Consider the following 20,743-nt stretch of genomic DNA (forward strand, 5'->3'; position numbering starts at 1 on the left):
GCAAGGGGGAGGGGAGAACGGCCGCCGTGCACGAAAAACAGCCTCGATCCATCATCCCATCCCCCCGATCCGCAATTCGCGCACGTCGATGCCGAGTGGCCCGTGGGTGGCGGCGACGATCAGTCCACCCGCGGCCAGGTGCGCGCGCATGAGATCGGCAAACATCGCCTGGCCCGCGACATCAAGCGCATTGGTCGGCTCGTCCAGAAGCCACAGCGGACGGTGCACAGCTAGCAGCCGGGCGATCGAGAGCCGCCGTCGCTGGCCGGCGGAGAGATACGCCGCCGGCAGATCGGTCGCGTGCGCAAGCCCCACCGCGGCAAGGCAATCGGCGGTCGCGCGGACCGCGCCGCCGCCGAGGAAATCGGTCCAGAAGGATAGGTTTTCATGCACGCTGAGCGCTGGCTTCAGGGCATCGCGATGACCGAGATAATGCGCCTGTTCGGCGACCGTCAGTTCGTCCTCGCCGCCCTCGATCGCGATCGTGCCGCCGGCCGGCAGCAGCAGCCCGGCAATCAGCCGCAGCAGGGATGTCTTGCCCGAACCGTTGCGCCCGGTGACCGCCACCGCTTCGCCTGCCGCGGCCTGGAAGGTGAGTCCCGCGAACACCTCGCGCCCGCCCCGCACACATCTGACATCGCTTCCCAACAGCTGCATGGTCCGTCCGTTACAGCCCTCTGAATCCGATGGCTAGCACTTCAGAATTTGTGGGTGATGCCACGTCGCGACTTGCTTGTCTCTGTGGCGGCGCAGTTAGAAAGCTTCTATAAGCCCGGATTTGATGCAGCACACAAACCCCCGCTGCAAGCCACCCGGCGCTTTGCGCTGACGGTCCTTGGGTACCCTCTCCGGGTATAACGATCAATTGGGATTTCCACGCATGACCTCGCTCGACAGCTTCAAGAGCCGTAAGACCCTTCGGGTCGGTACGAAGTCTTATGTCTATTACAGCCTTCCCGCCGCAGAGAAGAACGGTCTGAAGGATATCTCCAAGCTGCCGTACTCGATGAAGGTGCTGCTCGAGAACCTGTTGCGCAACGAGGACGGTCGCAGCGTGACCAAGGACGACATTCTCGCCGTCGCCAAATGGCTGAAGAAGAAGACGCTGCAGCATGAAATCGCTTTCCGCCCCGCGCGGGTCTTGATGCAGGATTTCACCGGCGTGCCGGCGGTGGTCGATCTGGCCGCGATGCGCAACGCGATGCAGAAGCTTGGCGGCGATGCCGAGAAGATCAACCCGCTGGTGCCGGTCGATCTCGTCATCGACCACAGCGTCATCGTGAACTTCTTCGGCGACAACAAGGCGTTCGGCAAGAACGTGGCCGAGGAATACAAGCAGAACCAGGAGCGCTACGAATTCCTGAAATGGGGCCAGAAGGCCTTCACCAACTTCTCCGTGGTGCCGCCGGGCACCGGCATCTGCCACCAGGTCAACCTGGAATATCTGGCGCAGACGGTGTGGACCAAGAAGGAGAAGATAACGGTCGGCCGCACCAAGGGCACCTTCGAGGTCGCCTATCCGGACTCGCTGGTCGGCACCGATTCCCACACCACCATGGTGAACGGCCTCGCCGTGCTCGGCTGGGGCGTCGGCGGCATCGAAGCTGAGGCCTGCATGCTCGGCCAGCCGCTCTCGATGCTGCTGCCCGACGTGGTCGGCTTCAAGCTGACCGGCCAGCTCAAGGAAGGCGTCACCGCGACCGATCTCGTGCTGACGGTGACCCAGATGCTGCGCAAGCTCGGCGTGGTCGGCAAGTTCGTCGAGTTCTTCGGCCCCGGCCTCGATAATCTTTCCGTGGCCGACAAGGCGACGATTGGCAACATGGCCCCCGAATATGGCGCGACCTGCGGCTTCTTCCCGGTCGATGCCGCGACGATCGATTACCTCAAGGTCTCGGGCCGCAAGTCGGCGCGTGTTGCGCTGGTCGAAGCCTATGCCAAGGCACAGGGCCTGTTCCGTACGGCGAAGTCGGCCGATCCGGTATTCACGCAGACGCTGACGCTCGATCTCGGCGACGTCGTGCCCTCGATGGCCGGTCCGAAGCGGCCCGAAGGCCGCATTGCCCTGCCGGCGGTCGGCGAAGGCTTTTCCACCGCGCTGGCTGGCGAGTACAAGAAGACGGACGCCACCCAGCGCTTCCCGGTTGAGGGCCGCGACTTCGATCTCGGTCACGGCGACGTGGTGATCGCGGCGATCACCTCCTGCACCAACACCTCGAACCCGAGCGTCCTGATCGGGGCCGGCCTGCTCGCGCGCAACGCGGTCGCCAAGGGCCTCAAGGCCAAGCCCTGGGTGAAGACCTCGCTCGCCCCGGGCAGCCAGGTCGTGGCGGAATACCTCGCCAATTCCGGCCTGCAGAAGGACCTCGACAAGGTCGGCTTCAACCTGGTCGGGTTCGGCTGCACCACCTGCATCGGCAATTCCGGCCCGCTGCCGGAGGAGATTTCGAAGTCGATCAACGATAACGGCATCGTTGCTGCGGCCGTGCTGTCCGGCAACCGCAACTTCGAGGGCCGCGTCTCGCCGGACGTGCAGGCCAACTATCTGGCGTCACCGCCGCTGGTGGTGGCTTACGCGCTCGCCGGCACTGTGACCAAGGACCTTGCGGTCGAGCCGATCGGCATCGGCAAGGACAAGAAGCCGGTCTACCTGAAGGACATCTGGCCGACGACCAAGGAAATCAACGACTTCATGAAGAAGTACGTGAAGGCGTCGATCTTCAAGAAGCGCTATGCCGACGTGTTCAAGGGCGACACCAACTGGCGCAAGATCAAGACGGTCGAGAGCGAGACCTACCGCTGGAACATGGGCTCGACCTATGTACAGAACCCGCCTTATTTCGAGGGCATGAAGAAGGAGCCGGAGCCGATCAAGGACGTGGTGGAAGCCCGCATCCTGGCGCTGTTCGGCGACAAGATCACCACCGACCACATCTCGCCGGCCGGTTCGATCAAGCTGACCTCGCCCGCCGGCAAATTCCTCAGCGAGCATCAGGTGCGCCCCGCGGACTTCAATCAGTACGGCACCCGCCGCGGCAATCACGAAGTCATGATGCGCGGCACCTTCGCCAATATCCGCATCAAGAACTTCATGCTCAAGGGCGCCGACGGCAGCATCCCCGAGGGCGGTCTCACCAAGCACTGGCCCGACGGCGAGCAGATGCCGATCTACGACGCTGCCATGAAGTACCAGGCCGAGGGCGTGCCGCTGGTGGTGTTCGCCGGCGCCGAATATGGCAACGGCTCGTCGCGCGATTGGGCCGCCAAGGGCACGCGGCTGCTCGGCGTCCGCGCCGTCATCTGCCAGAGCTTCGAGCGTATTCACCGCTCCAACCTGGTCGGCATGGGCGTACTGCCCTTGACCTTCCAGGAGGGTACATCCTGGCAGTCGCTCGGCCTGAAGGGTGACGAGAAGGTCACCATCAGGGGTCTGCAGGGCGATCTCAAGCCTCGCCAAACGCTCACCGCCGAGATCACCTCGGCTGAGGGGTCGACGCAGCAGGTCCCGCTGCTGTGCCGGATCGATACCCTCGACGAACTCGATTACTATCGAAACGGCGGCATTCTCCACTACGTGCTGCGCAAGCTCGCGGCGTGAGGGTGCGACAGATTGGCTCACTCTGAAGTGAGTGGCAGGTGATGCGGGAGGCGGCCTATGACATGGGCCGCCTCTTTTGTGTTCGGTATACCATCGTGCCTCGAGGCGATTTCGGGACGGTGTCAACGCGGCAAGGTGTGACGGGTAGTATGCGACCATGGCAGGGATGATGGGTGGTAGGACGTCTTGGTGGTCGGGCGCGGCGCTCGGGGTCTGTGCGATCATCGCCGTCATTCGACCGGCCCAAGCCGATCCTCGCGCGGTAGTTGAGCTTTTCACATCCCAAGGTTGTTCGTCCTGTCCGCCGGCGGACAAGGTGCTTGGCGAGTTGGCGCAGGATCCCACCGTCATCGCCATGAGCATGCCGATCGATTATTGGGATTATCTCGGCTGGAAGGACACCTTGGCCGATTCCCGGTTCTCAGCCCGCCAGCGGGCCTATTCGCGCATGCGCGGCGACCGCGAGGTCTACACGCCGCAGGCCGTCATCAACGGCTCGGTTCACGTCATCGGTAGCGATCGCGAGGCGATCGAAGGCGCGATCGAAGACACGATGCGCGGCGGCGCCGTAATGTCGGTGCCGGTCAGCCTGGTCCTTCAGGGCGATGAGTTGACCGTGAGCGTCGCGGCCGCAAAGGAGCAGGCTGCGCACAAGCGCGGCGAGGTGTGGCTCTGCTCGATCTCCAAGGCTATCCCGATCTCGATCAGCCGTGGCGAGAACACCGGCCGCGAGTTGACCTATTACAACGTCGTTCGCAATCTCTTGAAGGTCGGCGATTGGAATGGGACGCCGGGACACTGGAATGTGCCTATCGACAAGATCGCCCATGAGGGCGTGGATGGCGCCGTCGTCTACGTGCAGGACGGGACGCGAGACCGTCCCGGCCCCATGCTCGGCGCCGCCTATACCGAACTTCACTGACGTTTGATCCGATCCCACGTCCGGATTTGCACGCACGCTGAGGCGTTGGCGCTTCTCGCGGTCGGCGTTGCGACTGTCGTCGGTCGGAAAATCGCGAGTTCGGGTTCCGCTCAGCAGGTCTGCGCAACCATCTTCGATTCGAGGCCGCGCTGAGATCAAGACTCTGCCGGAGCTCTTCGCACCCGCAGCTCGCAACCAGCTCGCCCCCGCTAGATGCGAAGGTCGGACGCGGAGTAGGAATACCCCCAAAAGCAAAAGGACCAACTTTCGTCGGTCCTTCAATGGCATCCTTCGATGTCGGGAGGAGTGAATAGGCCCGATCCTGACGACCCCGGGGGGCTGGGGGCTGAGGAATCCGGAACCGAAAGGACCGGGCCAACGCACACGCAACGTTATGTTTGGTTGGAGGGGCGGACGCTTGGCGGAAGTGGGGCGTCATTATGATTCCGCTAACGATCCCGTGACGGACCCGCATTGCGTGCAGGCTGCACGACACAGGGCGGATCTGGCTCGCCAAGAATCACCAAGAATCGCCGGCGATCATCATGAGTGGCCCAGGGTCGCTTTGAGCGCCTTCGCGAGTCTCCTCAAGAGTCCCTTGCGGTCGTTGAGGGACGGCGCGATCATGTCATGCAGATGACAGGAGGACGCTCAATGAACCTCGTACCGGAGGATGCCGACCCGAGCGAGAACCGCGCGGCGGCCCGCAACGTCGCCGCGGCGATCCCGAATCGGGTGACGTTCAACCGCCTCGAACTCAACCGCATCTTGAATCTGTATGGCCGCATGGTCGCCGACGGCGTGTGGCGGGACTATTCGATCGATTTTCTACGCGACCGCGCGGTCTTTTCAGTGTTCCGGCGCGCCTCGGAAGTTCCCCTCTACCGGATCGAGAAGGACCCGCGGCTCGCCCGCAAGCAGGGCATGTACAGCGTGATCTCGGCCACGGGGCTGATCCTGCGCCGCGGCCACGAACTTGAGCGGGTTCTCCTGGTCATCGATCGCAAGCCGGCGCTGGTGTGACCGCGTCGGCCGCCACGCCGAGGCCGCTGGCCCGCGCACGTTCCGGAATGAGGGGCGGATTTTCAGGTTGCCGGCAGCGTATCGGCGCCTTGGCCAAGCTGGCGCTGCATCATCACCGTGTCGAGCCAGCGTCCGAATTTCAGTCCGACGTTCGGATGTGTGCCGATCATCTGGAAGCCGCATCGGGTGTGCAGGCCGATCGAGGCGGCGTTGGCCGAGTCGCCGATCACCGCGATCATCTGGCGGAAGCCGCGGGCCTCGCATTCCGAGATCAGCTGCTGCATCAGCCGCAAGCCGATCCCGCGCCGATGGCTTGCAGGATCGAGATAGACTGAATTCTCGACCGTGAAGCGGTAGGCCGGGCGCGGCCGATAGGCCCCCGCATAGGCGTAGCCGGCGATACGGCCATCCTGCACCGCGACCAAATAAGGAAAGCCGCCGTCGGTCAACGCACGGAAGCGACGCGTCATCTCAGGCAGATCCGGCGGCTCCAGTTCGAAGGTCGCTGTGCCTTCGCGCACGGCCTGCGCATAGATCGCGGTAATGGCGGCAAGGTCGGCCTCGCTCGTCGGCCGGATTTCGAGTTCTGACATGGACCGGAACCATATCAGGGGCCGGCCCACGTTCAACCGCCTTCCAACATGGCAGGTCTTCCCGGCAAGTCTTCCCGCCAGTTCTTCCATGGGCAAGTGTTCGATGGGGCGGTCTTCGTGCCCTTGATGGGGGCGCAGAGAGCTGCCCGAGGTCCAACAAAAAAAGCCCCGGCCAGAAGCCGGGGCTTTGAACAGGTTGGCCTTCGCCGTTGTTAGTCGCGCTGGCCGAGCAGCTGCAGAAGCAGCGTGAACAGGTTGATGAAGTTCAGGTACAGCGACAGCGCGCCGGTGATCGCTGCGCGCTCAGCGACGTCGCCGCCGGCCGAGGCATAGCCGTAGATGTACTCGTTCTTCAGCCGCTGCGTATCCCAGGCGGTGAGGCCGGCGAACACGAACACGCCGATGATCGACACAAAGAACTGCAGCGCGGAGCTCGCCAGGAACAGGTTGACGAGGCTTGCGATCACGATGCCGATCAGGCCCATGAACAGGAACGAGCCGAACCCGGTCATGTCACGCTTGGTGGTGTAGCCGTAGAGGCTCAGCGCGCCGAAGGTCGCCGCGGTGATGAAGAACACCCGCACGATCGAGGTGTGGGTGTACACCAGGAAGATCGACGACAGCGAAACACCCATCAGCGCCGAGAACACCCAGAACAGGATCTGCGCGGTCGACGGTGCCAAGCGGTTGATGCCGGCCGAGATGGCGAACACCATCGCCAAGGGCGCGAGGATGAACAGCCACTTCAGCGGGCTCACGAACATCGCGTAGCCGAACTGGGTCAGGTAGGCGTTTCCGAAGCGGAAGACGCCGGCCGCCGGATCACCGGTCACGGCCGCCATGTAGACGCCGAGCGCGGCCAAGCCGGTGATGGCGAGGCCAATGCTCATGTAATTGTAGATGCGCAGCATATAGGCGCGCAGACCGGCATCGACGGTCGCGGCATCGGCGCGCCCGGCGACCCGGCCGAAGGGAGAAGCGTAATTGCGGTTTAGATCCGACATGGTCGAATTCCCGTTGTTTGTCCGGCGGTCCGTTTGTGGGCCCGTTCCGCCAGCTCTCGAAACCCTATCTCAGATGTCCCTCGCTCCCGACATTAAATTTCCGTCATCGGCAAATTTACGTCCGGGGGCGGACTCTGAACCCATCATTCAAGTGGGAAACTAGCATATTCGATGCAAGCTTCCACGCGCGGCCGAATGTCGCTCCGCACGTGTTTTTGGCCTTACATCGCGTTAACCGTGCGGCAGAGCGCCGCAATTTCATAAATTCCTCAGGACGGAGGCCGGTTTCTGGTTGAGCGCCAAAAGGGTGCCGACCAGCCCCAATCCGACGGTTACGACCAGGGCTGCCAAAACCACCCAGGCGGCGCTGCCGGCCTGCCAGACAAAACTCAAGGTCATCAGCCGTGTCACGATCAGCCAGGCTGCCACCGAACCGGCGATGACCCCGAATACTGCCGTGGCCAGGCCGATCAACAGATATTCCAACCCATAGGCGCCAAGCAGACGCAGCCGCGTCGCGCCCAGGGTCTTCAGGATCACCGCGTCGTAGACACGATGGCGATGGCCGGCAGCCAATGCACCGCCCAATACCAGAATTGCGGAGATCAATGTGACAGCGCTCGCGCCGCGGATCGCCAACGCCAGGTTGGACACCACCGCGCCGATCGTCTCCATCACTTCCCGCACCCGCACGCTGGTCACCATCGGAAAGGCATCCGCCACCTTCTTGATGACCTGCGCATCGTCGGTGACGTCGGCCCGCGCCTCGGTCAGGGTCGCCACATGGGTGTGTGGCGCGCCCTTGAAGGCGCCAGGCGAGAACACCAGGACGAAATTGATGCCGAGCCCCTGCCAGTCGATGTTGCGCATGTTGCCGATATGAGCGGTGATGTCCCGTCCCAGCACATTGACCACGATCTCGTCGCCGACCTTCAGCCCCATGCCGTCGGCGATCCGTTTCTCGATCGAGACCAGCGGTGGGCCATTGTATTCGGCGCCCCACCATTGGCCTTCGACCACTTTGGAGCCTTTCGGCACCTCGCCCGTATAGGTCAGGCCGCGGTCGCTCTGCAGCACCCATTCGGCGTCCGGCGAAGCTTTGATGTCTTCGGCGCGGACGCCGCGCGCGGAAACGATGCGCCCGCGCAGCATCGGCACCTCCTCGACTTTCGAGTTCGGGGCCAGCTGCTTGAGAAACGTGCCGAAGCGATCGGCTTCGGTCGAAGGGATATCGATGAAGAAGAACGAGGGCGCTTGCTCGGGCAGCTGCGCCAGGAATTGCCGGCGCAGGTTGCCGTCGATCTGAGTGATCGTCACCAGCACCGCCAGTCCAAGGCCGAGCGACAGCACCACCGATGGGGTCAGGGCACCGGGACGATAAATGTTGGTGATCGCGAGCCGGACCAGGGGCAACCGGCTGCGAGGCAGACGGCGGGCGGTCGCCATCACCAGCGCTGCGACGCCGCGCAGCAGCGCAAACACCAGAACCGAGGCCGCCACGAAGATCGCAGCGATCCGCTTGTCGTAGGCGAGCCCGATGACGACGGCGACCAGGAACGCCACCACTACGGCCATCAGCACCAGATAGCGCCAGCGCGGACGGTGAAATTCGGCGATCACCGCTTCACGAAACAGCGCCGCCACCGGCACGTCGTGGACGCGGCCGAGCGGCCACAGGCCGAACGCAAGCGCGGTGAGGAGACCGTAGACGAACGACAGCGCGAGCTCGTCCGGGTGCAGCGCCGGCACTACCGGTAACGGCAACAGCTTGCCTAGGAGGCCGACGATGACGAAGGGCAGTGCCGCGCCGGCGCAAAGTCCGATCACCGAGCCGATGCCGGCCAGTACGATCACCTGTGTGAGGTAAATGCCGAACACATCGCGGCTCGTTGCGCCGAGCGCCTTGAACGCTGCGATCACTTCGGTGCGCCGGTCGATGTGGCTCTTCACGGCATTGGCGACGCCGACGCCACCGACCAATAGCGCTGCCAGTCCGACCAGCGTCAGGAATTGGGTGAAACGGGTGATGTTGCGTTCGAGCTGCGGCGAGGCGTTGCTGCGGGAGCGGATCTCCCAGCCCGCGGAAGGCGAGGCCTCGCGCGCCGCGGCAATGAAGGCGGCGGTGGCATGATCGTCGGCCGCATTGTCGGGCAGGCGGACGCGATAGGTCCAGCGCACCAGGCTGCCGGGCTGCAGCAGCTGCGTGGCACGCAATGCCGCCTCGCTGATCAGAAAGCGCGGGCCGAGCCCGATGCCGCCGGATAGCTTGTCCGGCTCGGCCTCCAACGTGCTGCGGATCTGGAAACGGGCCTTGTCGATCGTGACGGTGTCGCCGACCTTGAGGTCGAGCCGGGCGAGCAGCGCGGGATCGGCGGCGGCCCCGAAAGCGCCGTCGCGCTCGCCGAGCAGATCCCCGAGCGGCATGGCCGGTTTCAGGTCAAGGTGGCCGAGCAGCGGATAGGCGCCGTCGACGGCCTTCGCTTCCACCAGCGCCAGCCGTCCGTCGGCCGCACGCACCATCGCCCGCAACGTCGCCGCCAGCGAGACTTCGCCATGCGTGCGCAGGAAGGCGACTTCCTCAAGCTTGGCCTCGCGCTGAAACAGCGAGAAGGCAACGTCGCCGCCGAGCAGGGTGCGGCCTTCTCGCGTCAGCCCGTCGCTGAGGCTGGCTGACACCGAGCCGACGCCCGCGATCGCCAGCACGCCGAGCGCGATGCAGGCGATGAAAACGTAGAAGCCGCGCAGGCCACCGCGCAGCTCGCGCAGCGCATAGCGGACGGACAGAGCGGTCGTCCGGCCGCCGCCGATCGGTTCGGATATCGTGCTCATGCGGTCCGGACTTGCGGCTTGCTGTGATCGCCTTCGACCCGCCCGGAGCGCAGCCGCACCACGCGGTCGCAGCGATGCGCCAGCGAGCTGTCATGGGTCACCAGCACCAGCGTCATGCCGCGTTCGGCATGCTTGGTGAACAGAAGGTCGACGATCTGCCTGCCGGTGGTTTCGTCCAGATTGCCGGTGGGCTCGTCGGCGACGAGGATCGCGGGATCCGGCGCCAGCGCGCGCGCCAACGCGACCCGCTGCTGCTCACCGCCGGAGAGCTGGGTCGGATAGTGGTGCAGGCGGTGACCGAGTCCGACCGATTCCAGCTCCTGTGCCGCCCGCCGCGCCGCGTCCATGTTTCCTGCCAATTCGAGCGGCACCGCGACATTCTCCAGCGCCGTCATCGTGGGAATGAGGTGGAACGACTGGAACACGATCCCGACCTGACGACCGCGGAACCGGGCCAGGCCATCCTCGTCGAGAGCATTGAAAGCGGTGCCATTGACCACCACCTCTCCGCTATCCGGACGTTCCAACCCCGCCATCACCATCAGCAGCGTGGATTTGCCCGATCCCGAGGGACCGATCAGGCCGATCGTTTCACCCTGACCGACCCGCAGGCTGATATCTTTCAGGATATGGACCCGCGCAGCACCGGTGCCGAGCGAGAGGTTGACGTTGGAGATGGAGATCGTGTCCGGCACAGAGCCGGCCAATTGTGAGGGTTCGATGAGGCTGTCCATGGCTCGGTCATATGGCACTTCCGCAAGCCGGGTCGAGAGTTTCGGGCGGATGGCCGTGCACATACTCGTGTTGATGCTCGGATTGATGACGGCAGGCCCGGCGCTCGCCGGGGCCGACGCCGCGAAGCCGATAAAGGTGGTGGTACTCGGGGATTCCTTGAGTGCAGGACTTGGCCTCGCCGGCAACGAGGCATTTCCGGCCAAGTTACAAAAATCCCTGCAGGACAATGGTATAGCTATCGACATGACGAATGCCGGCGTGTCCGGCGATACTGCGTCCGGTGGCCGTGACCGGCTCGATTGGTCGGTGCCCGACGGCACCGATGCCGTGATCGTCGAGCTCGGGGCCAACGACGCCCTCCGCGGCATCGATCCCGCAGTGACCCGCAAGGCCCTGACCGAGATCGTGACCCGGCTGAAGGCGCGAAAGATTGCGGTGATGTTATGCGGCATGCTCGCGCCGCCGAACTATGGCAGCGAATACGCGGCGAAGTTCAACGCGATCTATCCGGATCTCGCCAAGCAATTCGATGTGCCGCTCTATCCATTCTTTCTCGAAGGCGTTGCGGCTGACCCCAAGCTCAACCAGGCCGATGGGCTTCATCCCACCGCGGCTGGGGTCGACATCATCGTCGCGAAGATGCTGCCTACGGTAGAGGCATTCCTGCGCCCGCTTCGCGGACAATGAGCGGGCTACGAGCTTTGGAAGGCGCGCGTTAACCTGAGATAGAGCGAAACTCCAAGGTTTTCCGCAGGTTTTCGATCGGTTAACGCCCGTTGCTTCGCAGAGTCATATAAGTTCGGTACAAGTGTGTACTGGACGATTCGTCGATCAACTTTGGAGGCTTGATCCCGTTGTCTTGCGGGGGCAGCCTCAAGCATCGGGAGTCCTCAAACGATGCCGCGTCTGTTCACTGGACTGGAAATCCCGGCCGATATCGGCAGCACACTTTCCAGTTTGCGGGGTGGCCTTCCCGGCGCCCGCTGGGTCGATCCCGACAATTATCACGTGACCCTGCGTTTCATCGGCGACATCGACGGCGCCTCCGCCAATGAGATCGCTTCGTTGCTGTGGCGGGTCAACCGCAAGCCCTTCGAGGTCACGGTGCAGGGGCTCTCCAGCTTCGGCGGCCGCAAGCCACGTGCGGTGGTCGCCAATATCGCGCCAAGCCGGCCGCTGATCGAATTGCAGGCCGAGCTCGAGCGCATGATGCAACGGATCGGGCTCGATCCCGAGGGACGCAAGTTCGTCCCGCATGTGACGCTGGCGCGGCTGCATGATGCTTCCAGCCAGGACGTTGCCGATTACCTGTCGGTGCGCGGCTATTTCCCGAGCCGGGTGTTCCTGGCCGAGCGCTTCGTGCTGTTCTCTTCGCGCGCGTCGACCGGAGGCGGACCCTACGTCGTCGAGGATGCCTACCAGCTCTGCGCGTAAATTCGCCGAACCGCCGCCGATTGCTGGTGGAAACGGCAGGTTCTTTGCCTGCCGTATACCAAAGCCGGCGATGATGACCGCATAGCGGCCACGACCAAATGACGGCTTGCAATTTTAGCAAGCCTCATGACCTAGAGTGGGCTCATGTTGTCCACTCCGTCCGACGCGTTTCGCGCCCAGTACCAATCCCTCATCGATTCCGGCGCTATCGAGGCCGATCCCGCGCAGTCGGAGGTCGCCGATGCCTTGGCCGCGCTGGAGCGCCGGCTGTCGACCTACAAGCCCGCGCGCAAGCAGGGCCTTTTGGGCCGGCTGTTTTCCGAGAAGAGCGAGCCGCCGCGCGGCCTCTACGTCCACGGCGAAGTCGGTCGCGGCAAGACCATGCTGATGGACCTGTTCTTTCAGACCTGTCCGGTGGCGCACAAGCGCCGCGCTCATTTCCACGAATTCATGGCCGACGTGCATGAGCGCATCTATGGCTATCGGCAGAACATTGCGCGCGGCGAGCTTGCCGATACCGACGTGATCGGGCTGACCGCAAACGCCATCTTCGACCAGGCATGGCTGCTTTGCTTTGACGAATTCCATGTCACCGACATCGCAGACGCGATGATCCTCGGGCGATTGTTCGCCAAGCTGTTCGAGCTCGGTACGGTCGTCGTCGCCACGTCGAACGTGGCGCCGGAGGATCTGTACAAAGGCGGGCTGAACCGGGCGCTTTTCCTGCCGTTCATCAAACAGATCGAAGACCATATGGAGGTGGCACGGCTCGATGCCCGCACCGACTTCCGGCTCGAGAAGCTAGCCGGCGTCAAGATGTGGCTGGTGCCTGCCGATATCGATGCGCGGGCCGCGCTTGACAAGGCTTGGGCGAAGCTGACCGGCAATGCCAGGTGCAGGCCGCGCGACATTGCGATCAAGGGGCGCACGCTTCACGTGCCGTGTTCGGCGCCGGGAGTCGCCCGCTTTTCCTTCGCCGAATTGTGTGAGAAGCCGCTGGCCGCATCCGACTATCTACGGCTCGCGCACGACTATCACACCATCTTGGTCGACCATATTCCAGTGATGGATTACCCTGAGCGTAACGCTGCGAAGCGGTTTGTGACGCTGATCGATGCGCTCTACGACAATGCCGTGAAGCTGATCGCCTCCGCCGAAGCCAACCCGGTGTCGCTCTATCTCGCGAACGAGGGGATCGAGGCGATGGAGTTCAAGCGCACCGCGTCGCGGCTGATCGAGATGGGTTCGGAATCCTATCTCGCCTTGCCCCACGGCCGAAAGGACTCGACCGCCAGCGGCACGTCGACCGGCCTGGTCGAAACCTGACAGAGCGGCGGTGTCGGAGTGCAATGGGCGGGCAAAGCCTGCCATCGAACACACGGCCGTGAAAACGCCATGCCGGTGCGGCCAATGACGATCCCTGCCGGCTTTTTCAGGGGCTGATCGAAATGAAGGCAGCCCCTCGAATTGGCCATTAGCCTGACTTGAATGGCCTCGGCGAAAGGGATAACCAGCCACCCAGGCTTTTCCACCTCCCTCCACCCGTTCGGGTTCAAAGGACATTTCTCATGGCGCGCGACAAGATTGCTTTGATTGGCTCCGGTCAGATCGGCGGAACGCTGGCTCACCTCATTGGCCTGAAAGAGCTTGGCGACGTCGTGATGTTCGACATTGCGGAAGGCGTGCCGCAGGGCAAGGCGCTCGACATCGCTCAGTCCTCGCCGGTCGATGGCTTCGATGCCCACTACAGCGGCGCCAATTCCTATGAGGCGTTGGACAACGCGAAGGTCTGCATCGTCACCGCGGGCGTGCCGCGCAAGCCCGGTATGAGCCGCGACGATCTGCTCTCGATCAATCTGAAGGTGATGGAGCAGGTCGGCGCCGGCATTAAGAAATACGCGCCCGACGCCTTCGTCATCTGCATCACCAACCCGCTCGACGCGATGGTCTGGGCGCTGCAGAAGGCCTCCGGCCTGCCGGCCAAAAAGGTGGTCGGCATGGCGGGCGTGCTCGACTCCGCGCGCTTCCGCTATTTCCTGGCCGACGAGTTCAACGTCTCGGTCGAGGACGTCACGGCTTTCGTGCTCGGCGGCCATGGCGATACCATGGTGCCGCTGACCAAGTACTCGACCGTGGCCGGCATTCCGCTGCCCGACCTCGTCAGGATGGGGTGGACCTCGCAGGCCCGTATCGACGAGATCGTCGACCGCACCCGCAACGGCGGCGCCGAGATCGTCAACCTGCTGAAAACCGGCTCGGCCTATTACGCGCCGGCGGCCTCAGCGATCGCGATGGCTGAGAGCTACCTGCGCGACAAGAAGCGCGTCCTGCCCTGCGCCGCCTACCTCAACGGCGAGTTCGGCGTGAAAGACATGTATGTCGGCGTTCCCGTCGTGATCGGCTCCAAGGGTGTCGAGCGCGTCGTCGAGATCGAACTCGCCGGCAAGGATCGCGAGGCGTTCGACAAGTCGGTTGCTGCGGTGCAAGGTCTGGTCGACGCCTGCCGGAAGATCGCGCCTGAACTGTTGGGCAAGTAAGCTTGGGCAAGTTTGCGTGACTGCGGGCGGTCTCCTCCGCCCGCAATCATGGGGTTGTCCGACGTTTGGTATATGGTATACCAGACCGTAGAGTTGGAACGTTGCAATTCACCCCAGGCGGGGTCGGGGAGCATGCTCGTATGAACATTCACGAATACCAGGCCAAGGCGCTGCTGCATCAATTCGGTGTGCCGATCTCGAAGGGTGTGCCGGTGTTGCGGCCGGAGGATTCGGATGCCGCAGCCAAGACGCTGGGTGGTCCGATCTGGGTGGTGAAGAGCCAGATCCATGCCGGCGGGCGCGGCAAGGGCAAGTTCAAGGAGGCCTCGGCCGGTGACAAGGGCGGTGTCCGCCTCGCCAAGTCGGTCGAAGAGGTGAATACGTTCGCCAAGCAGATGCTCGGCGCGACCCTGGTCACCGTGCAGACCGGCCCGCAGGGCAAGCAGGTCAACCGCCTCTACATCGAGGAAGGCTCCGACATCGATAAGGAGTTCTACCTCTCGATCCTGGTCGATCGCGAGACCTCGCGGGTCGCCTTCGTCGTGTCCACCGAAGGTGGCGTCAACATCGAGGACGTCGCTCATGAAAGCCCCGAGAAGATCGTCACCTTCTCGGTCGATCCGGCCACCGGCGTCATGCCGCATCACGGCCGCGCCGTGGCCAAGGCGCTGAAATTGTCGGGTGATCTCGCCAAACAGGCCGAGAAGCTGACGATCCAGCTCTACAACGCCTTCGTCGCCAAGGACATGGCGATGCTCGAGATCAATCCGCTGGTCGTCACCAAGCAGGGCCAGCTGCGCGTGCTCGACGCCAAGGTCTCGTTCGACTCCAACTCGCTGTTCCGGCATCCTGACGTCGTCGAACTGCGCGATGAGACCGAGGAGGACGCCAAGGAGATCGAGGCGTCGAAGTACGATCTGAACTACGTCGCGCTCGACGGCACCATCGGCTGCATGGTCAACGGCGCGGGCCTTGCCATGGCGACGATGGACATCATCAAGCTATACGGCATGGAGCCGGCCAACTTCCTCGACGTCGGCGGCGGCGCCAACAAGGAGAAGGTCACCGCGGCCTTCAAGATCATCACCGCGGACCCCAACGTGAAGGGCATCCTGATCAACATCTTTGGCGGCATCATGAAGTGCGACGTCATTGCCGAGGGCGTGGTCGCTGCGGTCAAGGAAGTCGGTCTCAAGGTGCCGCTGGTCGTGCGGCTCGAAGGCACCAATGTCGAATTGGGCAAGAAGATCATCAGCGAGTCCGGCCTGAATGTGCTGCCGGCCGACAATCTCGATGACGCCGCGCAGAAGATCGTCAAGGCGGTGAAGGGAGCCTGAGTCCGATGGCGGACCGTCTCGCCGCACCAATGCCGACGGAGGAGCACCGCAGGCTTGCGGTGTTCGCCGGCGAGTGGCGCGGCGAAGAGACGGTCTACCCGTCACGGTGGGTCGAGGGCGGCGAGGCGACCTCGCAGGTCTCGGCCCGCATGGACCTCAACGGCTTCTATCTGATCCAAGACACCAGGCAGACTCGCGGGGCCGCGGAAAGCTTCGCGACCCACGCGGTCTTCACCTATGACCGCGAGGATCGGCTCTACAAGCTGTTCTGGCACGATTCACTCGGCTATTTCGCGCCGTCGCCGGCGTCAGGCAGCTGGAGCGGAAACGCGCTGGTGCTGGTCCGCGGCTCGCTGCGTGGCAACGCGCGTCACGTCTACGAAGTAATCGACGACGACAGCTATACCGCGAGGATCCAGTTCTCGCCGGATGCCGAGGGCTGGTCCGACGTGATGACTGGCATCTATCGGCGGAGCGCCTGATGCCGATCTCGACCGAAGATTGGGCCTGATATGGATCAGTCGTCCTGGATGCTCGTGATGGGCTGGGTCCCCTTCGTCGTCCTGATGACAGCGTGGCTGCTGATCCGGCGGCCTTGCATGCGATGGGTCGTGGCCCGGTTCGGTCCGGCCGGCGATGGCAACAAATCGAAGTCCTAAGCATCAAAGTTCCCAAGCAATTCAAGGTTCAACCGAAAAGCAGGTCCACGCATGTCCATCCTGATCGACAAGAACACCAAGGTCATCTGCCAAGGCTTCACCGGCAAGAACGGCACATTCCACTCGGAGGCCGCGGTCGCCTACGGCACCAAGATGGTCGGCGGCACCTCGCCGGGCAAAGGCGGCTCGACCCATCTGGGCCTGCCGGTGTTCGACACCGTGCGCGAAGCGCGCGATGCGACAGGCGCCGACGCGTCGGTGATCTACGTTCCGCCGCCGGGTGCAGCCGACGCCATCTGTGAGGCGATCGATGCAGAGATCCCGCTGATCGTGTGCATCACCGAGGGCATCCCGGTGCTCGACATGGTGCGGGTCAAGCGTTCGCTGCAGGGCTCGAAGTCGCGGCTGATCGGGCCGAACTGCCCGGGCGTCATGACCGCCGGCGAGTGCAAGATCGGCATCATGCCGGCCAACATCTTCCGCCCCGGCTCGGTCGGCATCGTCTCCCGTTCGGGTACGCTGACCTATGAAGCCGTGTTCCAGACCAGCCAGGAAGGCCTCGGCCAGACCACGGCAGTCGGCATCGGCGGCGACCCGGTCAAGGGTACCGAGTTCATCGACATGCTGGAAATGTTCCTGGCGGACCCCAAGACGGAGTCGATCATCATGATCGGCGAGATCGGCGGCTCGGCGGAAGAGGACGCCGCGCAGTTCATCAAGGACGAAGCCAAGCGCGGCCGCAAGAAGCCGATGGTCGGCTTCATCGCCGGCGTCACGGCCCCTCCCGGCCGCCGCATGGGCCATGCCGGTGCGATCATCTCCGGCGGCAAGGGCGATGCCGGCTCGAAGACCGCAGCGATGGAAGCGGCCGGTATCACCGTGTCGCCATCGCCCGCCCGTCTCGGCAAAACGCTTGTCGAAAAATTGAAATCCTAATTCAGTGCTTTGTTCTTTTCGGCGCGAATATTTACAATAAATAAGGTAAACGGTCCTAACCGAGCCTGATCCGCGCCAGCGGGTCAGGCTTTGCGCCGCTTTTTGATTGGCGCAGCGAAATTCACCAGGACGACACCATGTCTCGCCAAGATGCGAACGCAGCTTTTGCTCTGTCATCTTTTCTGCAGGGCACCAACGCCACCTACATCGACGAAATCTATGCCCGTTATGAGAAAGACCCCGCCTCGGTCGATGCCGACTGGCAGGCGTTTTTCAAAAGCCTGAAGGATACCCCCACCGACGTCATCAAGAATGCAGAGGGTCCGTCCTGGGAGCGCGCCAACTGGCCGGTTGCTCCGCGGGATGATTTGACCTCGGCGCTCGATGGCAACTGGGCGGAGGTCGAAAAAGCGGTCGGGACCAAGGTCGCAGCGAAGGCGCAGGCCAAGGGCGTCGAACTTTCGGCTGCGGACATCAATCAGGCGACCCGGGACTCGGTGCGGGCATTGATGCTGATCCGCGCCTACCGCATGCGGGGCCATTTCCACGCCAAGCTCGACCCGCTCGGTATCGAGGCACCGCGCAACCGCGAGGAGCTCGATCCACGCTCTTATGGCTTTGCGGAAGCCGACTTCGACCGCAAGATCTTCCTCGATCACGTGCTCGGGCTTGAATACGGCTCGCTGCGCGAGATCGTCGCCATCTGCGAGCGCACCTATTGCCAGACGCTCGGCGTCGAGTTCATGCATATCAGCAATGCGGCGCAGAAGGCCTGGATCCAGGAGCGCATCGAGGGTCCCGACAAGGAGATTTCCTTCACCCGCGAAGGCCGGCGCGCCATCCTGATGAAGCTGGTCGAGGCCGAAGGCTTCGAAAAGTTCTGCGACGTCAAGTTCACGGGCACCAAGCGCTTCGGTCTGGACGGCGGCGAGGCGCTGATCCCGGCGCTGGAGCAGATCATCAAGCGCGGCGGCAATCTCGGCATCAAAGAGGTCGTGGTCGGCATGCCGCATCGCGGCCGGCTCAACGTGCTGACCCAGGTGATGGGCAAGCCGCACCGCGCGCTGTTTCACGAGTTCAAGGGCGGCTCGGCCAATCCGGACGCGGTCGAAGGCTCCGGCGACGTCAAGTACCACCTCGGCGCGTCGTCCGATCGCGAGTTCGACGGCAACCGCATCCATCTGTCGCTGACCGCCAATCCGTCGCATCTGGAGATCGTCGATCCCGTCGTGCTCGGCAAGGTCCGCGCCAAGCAGGATCAGCACGGCGATCCGCCGGACATGCGCATCTCCGTCCTGCCGCTGCTGATGCATGGCGACGCGGCCTTCGCCGGCCAGGGTGTGGTCGCCGAGTGCTTCGCGCTGTCCGACCTGAAGGGCTACCGCACCGGCGGCTCGCTGCACTTCATCGTCAACAACCAGATCGGCTTCACCACCTATCCGCGCTATTCGCGCTCGTCGCCCTATCCGTCGGATGTGGCGAAGATGATCGATGCGCCGATCTTCCACGTGAACGGCGACGATCCGGAAGCCGTGGTGTTCGCGGCCAAGGTCGCAACCGAGTTCCGGCAGAAATTCCACAAGCCCGTCGTGATCGACATGTTCTGCTATCGCAGGCACGGTCACAACGAGGGCGATGAGCCGGCCTTCACCCAGCCGGTGATGTACAAGAAGATCGGCGCCCATCCGAGCACGCTGGAGATCTACTCCAAGCGCCTCGTCGCCGAAGGCGTGATGACCGAGGGCGAGATCGAGAAGGCCAAGGCCGATTGGCGCGCCCGGCTCGATGCCGAGTTCGAGGCCGGTGCCAGCTATCGTCCGAACAAGGCCGACTGGCTCGACGGCAAGTGGGCCGGGCTGAAGTCGGCGGACCAGGAAGAAGAAGCCCGTCGCGGCGTCACCGGCGTCGAAATGGACAGGCTGAAGGAGATCGGCCGCAAGATCACCAAGGTGCCGGACGGTTTTCGCGTCCACCGCACGATCCAGCGCTTCCTCGAGAATCGCGCCAAGGCGATCGACAGCGGCGTCGGGCTCGACTGGGCGACCGGCGAGGCGCTGGCGTTCTGCACGCTGCTCCTGGAAGGCCACAAGGTCCGCCTTTCGGGACAGGATTGCGAGCGCGGCACCTTCTCGCAGCGCCATTCCGTTCTGATCGACCAGGAAGACGAGAGCCGCTACACCCCGTTCAACCATCTGGCGCCGGAACAGGAGCATTTCGAGGTCATCAACTCGCTCCTGTCCGAAGAAGCGGTGCTGGGCTTCGAATACGGCTACTCGCTCGCCGAGCCGAATGCGCTCGCGTGCTGGGAGGCGCAGTTCGGCGACTTCGCCAACGGCGCCCAGGTGGTGTTCGACCAATTCATTTCTTCGGGTGAGCGCAAGTGGCTGCGCATGTCGGGCTTGGTCTGCATGCTGCCGCATGGCTATGAGGGCCAGGGACCGGAGCACTCCTCCGCGCGTCTGGAGCGCTATCTGCAGATGTGCGCCGAGGACAACATGCAGGTGGTCTATCCGACCACGCCGGCGAACTACTTCCACGTCCTGCGTCGCCAGCTGCATCGCGAAATCCGCAAACCCTTGATCCTGATGACGCCGAAGTCGCTGCTGCGCCACAAGCGCGCTGTGTCGCGGCTCGACGAACTCGCCAAGGGCACGACGTTCCACCGCATCCTGTACGATGACGCCCAGATGCAGCCGGACGAGAAGACCAAGCTGGTCTCGGACGATCGGATCCGCCGCATCGTGCTGTGCTCCGGCAAGGTCTATTACGACCTCTACGAGGAGCGCGAGAAGCGTGGTCTCGACGACGTCTACCTGATGCGCATCGAGCAGCTCTATCCGGTGCCGCTGAAGGCGCTGGTCGCCGAGCTGTCGCGCTTCAAGAACGCGGAAGTCGTCTGGTGTCAGGAAGAGCCGCGCAACATGGGTGCCTGGCACTTCATCGAGCCCTATCTGGAGTGGGTGCTGAACCAGGCCGGTGGCAAGAGCAAGCGTCCGCGTTATGCCGGTCGCGCTGCGTCGGCTGCGACCGCCACCGGGTTGATGTCGAAGCATCTCGCCCAGCTCAAGGCGCTGCTTGACGACGCGCTCAACTGATCCATTCCTCGTGGCCCGCGCAGGCGGGCCACTCAGTACGC

At 63.6% G+C, this 20,743-nt stretch carries 16 protein-coding genes; 11 read left to right on the forward strand and 5 right to left on the reverse strand.

The window, feature by feature from the left end:
- Positions 1-51 precede the first annotated feature (51 nt).
- The gene (gene ccmA / locus QX034_RS13580) at positions 52-657 is read right to left on the reverse strand and encodes a heme ABC exporter ATP-binding protein CcmA (protein WP_315702094.1); all 606 of its coding nucleotides are present in this window, start codon (positions 655-657) and stop codon (positions 52-54) included.
- Between the two features lie 223 nt (positions 658-880).
- Between ccmA and acnA the strand changes: the two genes are divergently transcribed.
- From acnA to QX034_RS13595, 3 genes are all read left to right on the forward strand, one after another.
- Complete coding sequence (gene acnA, locus QX034_RS13585; protein WP_316195467.1) at positions 881-3,598, forward strand: aconitate hydratase AcnA; 2,718 nt, start codon at positions 881-883, stop codon at positions 3,596-3,598.
- A gap of 157 nt (positions 3,599-3,755) precedes the next feature.
- Complete coding sequence (locus QX034_RS13590; protein WP_315702092.1) at positions 3,756-4,520, forward strand: DUF1223 domain-containing protein; 765 nt, start codon at positions 3,756-3,758, stop codon at positions 4,518-4,520.
- A gap of 654 nt (positions 4,521-5,174) precedes the next feature.
- On the forward strand, positions 5,175-5,543 hold the full coding sequence (locus QX034_RS13595; protein ID WP_315702091.1) for a DUF2794 domain-containing protein: 369 nt from the start codon (positions 5,175-5,177) through the stop codon (positions 5,541-5,543).
- A 62-nt stretch (positions 5,544-5,605) separates the two neighbouring features.
- Here the strand turns inward: QX034_RS13595 and QX034_RS13600 are convergent, their stop codons facing one another.
- The 4 genes from QX034_RS13600 to QX034_RS13615 all read right to left on the reverse strand — a co-directional run bounded on the left by QX034_RS13600 (position 5,606) and on the right by QX034_RS13615 (position 10,703).
- Positions 5,606-6,226, reverse strand: coding sequence for a GNAT family N-acetyltransferase (locus QX034_RS13600; protein WP_315702090.1), 621 nt, complete (start codon positions 6,224-6,226; stop codon positions 5,606-5,608).
- Positions 6,227-6,348: 122 nt separating this feature from the next.
- The gene (locus tag QX034_RS13605) at positions 6,349-7,140 is read right to left on the reverse strand and encodes a Bax inhibitor-1/YccA family protein (protein ID WP_315702089.1); all 792 of its coding nucleotides are present in this window, start codon (positions 7,138-7,140) and stop codon (positions 6,349-6,351) included.
- A 258-nt stretch (positions 7,141-7,398) separates the two neighbouring features.
- Complete coding sequence (locus QX034_RS13610) at positions 7,399-9,969, reverse strand: ABC transporter permease (RefSeq protein WP_315702088.1); 2,571 nt, start codon at positions 9,967-9,969, stop codon at positions 7,399-7,401.
- Positions 9,966-10,703 (reverse strand): ABC transporter ATP-binding protein, encoded by a 738-nt coding sequence (locus QX034_RS13615; RefSeq protein ID WP_315702087.1) that lies wholly within the window; start codon positions 10,701-10,703, stop codon positions 9,966-9,968. Before QX034_RS13615 ends, QX034_RS13610 begins: the two co-directional genes overlap by 4 nt.
- A 55-nt stretch (positions 10,704-10,758) precedes the next feature.
- On the opposite strand from QX034_RS13615, the gene QX034_RS13620 reads away from it, so the two are divergent.
- The 8 genes from QX034_RS13620 (at position 10,759) to QX034_RS13655 (ending at position 20,702) form a co-directional block, all read left to right on the forward strand.
- Positions 10,759-11,391 (forward strand): arylesterase, encoded by a 633-nt coding sequence (locus QX034_RS13620; protein ID WP_315703128.1) that lies wholly within the window; start codon positions 10,759-10,761, stop codon positions 11,389-11,391.
- Between the two features lie 210 nt (positions 11,392-11,601).
- Positions 11,602-12,138 carry an RNA 2',3'-cyclic phosphodiesterase gene (gene thpR, locus QX034_RS13625; protein WP_315702086.1) on the forward strand — a complete coding sequence of 179 codons (537 nt, stop codon included), beginning with the start codon at positions 11,602-11,604 and terminating at the stop codon, positions 12,136-12,138.
- A 144-nt stretch (positions 12,139-12,282) separates the two neighbouring features.
- Positions 12,283-13,464 carry a cell division protein ZapE gene (gene zapE / locus QX034_RS13630; protein ID WP_315742607.1) on the forward strand — a complete coding sequence of 394 codons (1,182 nt, stop codon included), beginning with the start codon at positions 12,283-12,285 and terminating at the stop codon, positions 13,462-13,464.
- 242 nt (positions 13,465-13,706) lie between these two features.
- Complete coding sequence (gene mdh / locus QX034_RS13635; protein ID WP_316189054.1) at positions 13,707-14,675, forward strand: malate dehydrogenase; 969 nt, start codon at positions 13,707-13,709, stop codon at positions 14,673-14,675.
- Between the two features lie 140 nt (positions 14,676-14,815).
- A complete protein-coding gene (gene sucC, locus QX034_RS13640) occupies positions 14,816-16,012 on the forward strand; it encodes an ADP-forming succinate--CoA ligase subunit beta (RefSeq protein WP_315702083.1) in 1,197 nt (398 codons plus the stop codon).
- Between the two features lie 5 nt (positions 16,013-16,017).
- Positions 16,018-16,494: a DUF1579 family protein gene (locus QX034_RS13645; protein ID WP_315702082.1), complete on the forward strand. Its 477-nt coding sequence runs from the start codon at positions 16,018-16,020 to the stop codon at positions 16,492-16,494.
- A 228-nt stretch (positions 16,495-16,722) separates the two neighbouring features.
- The gene (gene sucD, locus QX034_RS13650) at positions 16,723-17,607 is read left to right on the forward strand and encodes a succinate--CoA ligase subunit alpha (RefSeq protein ID WP_315702081.1); all 885 of its coding nucleotides are present in this window, start codon (positions 16,723-16,725) and stop codon (positions 17,605-17,607) included.
- A 137-nt stretch (positions 17,608-17,744) separates the two neighbouring features.
- On the forward strand, positions 17,745-20,702 hold the full coding sequence (locus QX034_RS13655) for a 2-oxoglutarate dehydrogenase E1 component (RefSeq protein ID WP_315742608.1): 2,958 nt from the start codon (positions 17,745-17,747) through the stop codon (positions 20,700-20,702).
- Positions 20,703-20,743: the final 41 nt, after the last annotated feature.

It is taken from the genome of Bradyrhizobium sp. SZCCHNR3119, assembly GCF_032487775.1.
Taxonomy (GTDB): domain Bacteria; phylum Pseudomonadota; class Alphaproteobacteria; order Rhizobiales; family Xanthobacteraceae; genus Bradyrhizobium.

What these genes read in the sequence shown, in the direction of transcription:
- ccmA (WP_315702094.1), bottom strand. Translation starts at nt 657, where the DNA reads ATGCAGCTGTTGGGAAGCGATGTCAGATGTGTGCGGGGCGGGCGCGAG.
- QX034_RS13590 (WP_315702092.1), top strand. Translation starts at nt 3,756, where the DNA reads ATGGCAGGGATGATGGGTGGTAGGACGTCTTGGTGGTCGGGCGCGGCG.
- QX034_RS13605 (WP_315702089.1), bottom strand. Translation starts at nt 7,140, where the DNA reads ATGTCGGATCTAAACCGCAATTACGCTTCTCCCTTCGGCCGGGTCGCC.
- mdh (WP_316189054.1), top strand. Translation starts at nt 13,707, where the DNA reads ATGGCGCGCGACAAGATTGCTTTGATTGGCTCCGGTCAGATCGGCGGA.
- QX034_RS13645 (WP_315702082.1), top strand. Translation starts at nt 16,018, where the DNA reads ATGGCGGACCGTCTCGCCGCACCAATGCCGACGGAGGAGCACCGCAGG.
- sucD (WP_315702081.1), top strand. Translation starts at nt 16,723, where the DNA reads ATGTCCATCCTGATCGACAAGAACACCAAGGTCATCTGCCAAGGCTTC.
- QX034_RS13600 (WP_315702090.1), bottom strand. Translation starts at nt 6,226, where the DNA reads ATGGAAGAACTGGCGGGAAGACTTGCCGGGAAGACCTGCCATGTTGGA.
- QX034_RS13595 (WP_315702091.1), top strand. Translation starts at nt 5,175, where the DNA reads ATGAACCTCGTACCGGAGGATGCCGACCCGAGCGAGAACCGCGCGGCG.
- QX034_RS13610 (WP_315702088.1), bottom strand. Translation starts at nt 9,969, where the DNA reads ATGAGCACGATATCCGAACCGATCGGCGGCGGCCGGACGACCGCTCTG.
- QX034_RS13655 (WP_315742608.1), top strand. Translation starts at nt 17,745, where the DNA reads ATGTCTCGCCAAGATGCGAACGCAGCTTTTGCTCTGTCATCTTTTCTG.
- thpR (WP_315702086.1), top strand. Translation starts at nt 11,602, where the DNA reads ATGCCGCGTCTGTTCACTGGACTGGAAATCCCGGCCGATATCGGCAGC.
- sucC (WP_315702083.1), top strand. Translation starts at nt 14,816, where the DNA reads ATGAACATTCACGAATACCAGGCCAAGGCGCTGCTGCATCAATTCGGT.
- QX034_RS13615 (WP_315702087.1), bottom strand. Translation starts at nt 10,703, where the DNA reads ATGGACAGCCTCATCGAACCCTCACAATTGGCCGGCTCTGTGCCGGAC.
- acnA (WP_316195467.1), top strand. Translation starts at nt 881, where the DNA reads ATGACCTCGCTCGACAGCTTCAAGAGCCGTAAGACCCTTCGGGTCGGT.
- zapE (WP_315742607.1), top strand. Translation starts at nt 12,283, where the DNA reads ATGTTGTCCACTCCGTCCGACGCGTTTCGCGCCCAGTACCAATCCCTC.